Annotated in this window: 3 protein-coding genes; 1 reads left to right on the top strand and 2 read right to left on the bottom strand. The window is 48.2% G+C overall.

Features of this window, described 5'->3' with window-relative positions:
- The coding region (locus tag VE954_RS17925; protein ID WP_324955224.1) for a serine/threonine-protein kinase at window positions 1–646 on the bottom strand (646 nt) is incomplete at its 3' end.
- Window positions 647–1,327: 681 nt separating this feature from the next.
- A complete protein-coding gene (locus VE954_RS17920) occupies window positions 1,328–2,131 on the bottom strand; it encodes a transporter substrate-binding domain-containing protein (RefSeq protein ID WP_324955222.1) in 804 nt (267 codons plus the stop codon).
- A gap of 475 nt (window positions 2,132–2,606) precedes the next feature.
- Here VE954_RS17920 and VE954_RS17915 point away from each other — a divergent pair.
- On the top strand, window positions 2,607–3,003 hold a 397-nt coding region (locus tag VE954_RS17915), incomplete at its 3' end, for a hypothetical protein (protein ID WP_324955220.1).

Here is a 3,003-nt window from a genome sequence, read left to right as displayed (position 1 = left end):
ATAAAAGGTCGTCGCGTAAATCCCACCACTCTTTGGCATCAATCTGCGACCAAGCAGGCTGATTCAACGCCGCTGTGAGTCCGGCAATCAATGCCTGCATGCTTGGAGGCCGCGCCAATGGATTTTTATCGACGCATTGCATCACTATTTTGACCAGGGCAGGCGGCAAATCCGGCCTGAGTTCAGCTAAATTGCCGGGCTTTGTGTGCACAATATCATAGATCAGGCCGGCTTCATGGGTTGAATCAAAAAGATGGCGACCACTTAGCATTCTGTAAGCGACAACCCCTAAAGAATAAATATCGGTTAGGGGATTGGCTGCGGAAGGTTGGGCGAGGAGCTCGGGAGGCAGGTAAGCCGGTGTGTCTTGTATGCTGTGGGAGAGTGATTCGAACGATTCGGATGGCACCAGATCCTTGATTCTTTTCACTAGACCAAAATCAATCACTTTGACGACATCATAGTCGCCACCGATCATGCAGACCATGATATTGAGGGGTTTGATATCACGATGGATCATGCCCCGACCATGAGCTTCTTTAAGTGAAGCGCAAACCTGCAGGAGCAGATGAATGGCCCGAGGATAGGGCAGGTGCTTTTCCATCTCGATCAGTTTGGCCAGACTTATCCCTGGCAAAAATTCCATAGCATAGTAGAAGTTTCGATCCGCAGTGCGCGTGGCGCAACCGTGGACCGCAGACCAAGCGAAACAGTTAGGATTTCTCAAACAGGTTATTACAAAGCAATTTGGGAATATGCCTATCGCCCAAGCGATTATTGAGATTGGTCCAGCTTCCGGCGTCGTAGTTGAGCGGGTAGCCTTATACGCATCGCCAAGCAACGGCAACCTGAGTTATCCCTGACCTTGTCGATCTAGGAAGTTCACCAGCCTTTAGGATAATTGGATCAACTCCAATACATCCTTCAAATTATTATGTTACTGCGGCAGCCAAAGCTGCTCTTTGGGGAATCGCACAAGAGTACTATGATGCCACCCAACAGCCTCTTTACTTTAATGATGCAAGTTTAATTTGGGGTGGCGTCTTTTATATTAGAGGTAATTTTGTTCCTCCACATGCAGAACACAGAGAAGGCAGAAGCATAGATATTGCTGCAACCAGTTTTACCCTGCAAAACGAGCCAAAATTTGTGGAGATCTTAAATCGCTATACCAGCAACTACATTATTGAGGATGAGGGGAATGCCCGTCACTTTCACGTGAGATTCTAGTCCTACAGTTGTATTTACGGATTGACGCTGGAAGGGTCCTGTAATAAGCCTTCGGATCGAGGGCTTTCCATGAATGGACAGCTTTTTGTGCGGAGCCCTAATTCAGACCTTGCTCGCCTTGGATTCCATAGCGGGCAAGAATGGACTTTAGGGTTTTATCCTTCGAAATATCAACAAACCCTTTATCAAGAATACGAATCAACTCTTTGGACACCACCGGATCTTTGTTAAAGACACCGATACGAAAGGTCGTTGTGTCATCGGAAAGAGGCATGTCGCCTGCTGAACGAAAGTCAGCGGCGTTCATATTCAAAAGCTTCACCTGATGATGAAAAATATTATACATAGTCGGCACGGCATCGACTCGTCCTTGGGCCAGCATCTGAACACGACGTCGGTTGGCATTTTCTCCGGACAGCTCCATCAGGTAACGGGTATCACGGATCGTATCCAGGAAGGCTTTGACCTCAACCGGATAACTGTAGCCTTTGACGGTAACAAGTCTCTTGTTCCGCAGTGATTCCGGTCCTGTATAGATCCACGAAGAATCGGATCGGGTCATAAAGCCGGCTTTAAAAAACCCTCCCAGCACTTGTGTGGATGGCACTCGAGTCCGCTTGATAAACCTCAATGTCAGCGGTCCCAGCAGATCCACGTTTCCTTTCTCACCCTCTTTCTCAAGACGGGTCCAGCTGCCGGGAAGGATTTCCAGTGTCATACGCTGTCGCCCCAGGATGACTGCGATCGCTTCCGGCAATATTCCAGGACGGTCTTTCTCGAGACAGGTGTAAGGGCAAAAATCGTCAATTCCATAAACGACTTTCTTCATTTCAGCCCAGACCGTTCCTGGCAGGAAAAGAAGCAAAGGAATACTTAATCTTTGCCACAATCGAGTTATCATAGGGCTGCCTTGGCGGTAAAAAGAATCCATACATTCGTATTTATGTGTATTTTACCTCATATTCCGATGGCCGCAATGATTGATCTTGGTGAAGGTTCATTGGCATAACGGTGCCAGCGGGCACGAGCGGGCTAAAGAAGCCGAATCCTGGCGGCGGAGCTGAAGCGCAAGGTACCAGATGAAGGAGATTGTTTTGAAGGAGGACAAAAGGCGCAGCGAGCATACTGAGACGATTGTAAAACACCTCCACGCATTCGCAGATGGCAGCTTAAGCCTGCTTGATAAATATGAAGTAAGGAATGTTGCCGGATGGTACCTGCTCATGACCCTTTGTATGGCAGCCCAGGGCCGGCCTGAAGCCAGCCCATCCCCTGCAACTGACCCGGCCCATGCTATTATTGAGTAGAGAACGCTTCCCAAGCGTCCTGGAAAAACGACTGGTATCAAAGTTCAAGCACAAAAGGTTATTATTCTTATGATTCACTACCTGAAGCGGATTTTTTTATCGTTGCTCCATGCTGGAATTGGACCCGACCTAAGCCTGAGCTTTAGAAAAAAAATTCGTCTCAGCAACCTTATTTGCGTCGTCCTCTGTCTGGTAACGCTCCCGTACGCGTTCGTATTTACAGCCCTTGGCGCCCCAGGACTTGGTGCTCTGGTTGTCCCTATCGCCTTGGCATATCCAATCTTTATCGGGCTTAACGCCAGAGGTTTTTACTCAATCTCGCGCGTTGGTATTATTACGCTGTTCAATAGCGCGGTTACCGTATACGCAATCTCCTTCGGGTTTGCGTCCGGAATACACTTGCTATTTTTTCCGTTGGCCTGCTTCTCCTTGATTTTATTCGAATTTAGAGAACGCTTGCATCTCC

It is taken from the genome of Oligoflexus sp. (genome assembly GCF_035638955.1).
Lineage (GTDB): Bacteria > Bdellovibrionota_B > Oligoflexia > Oligoflexales > Oligoflexaceae > Oligoflexus.
The sequence above is the reverse complement of the archived record's forward strand: the minus strand, read 5'-3'. Positions and strand labels throughout refer to the sequence as shown.

Bases quoted from the DNA above. Each gene is read 5' to 3' on its own strand.
- VE954_RS17920 (WP_324955222.1), bottom strand. From the start codon at position 2,131: ATGATAACTCGATTGTGGCAAAGATTAAGTATTCCTTTGCTTCTTTTC.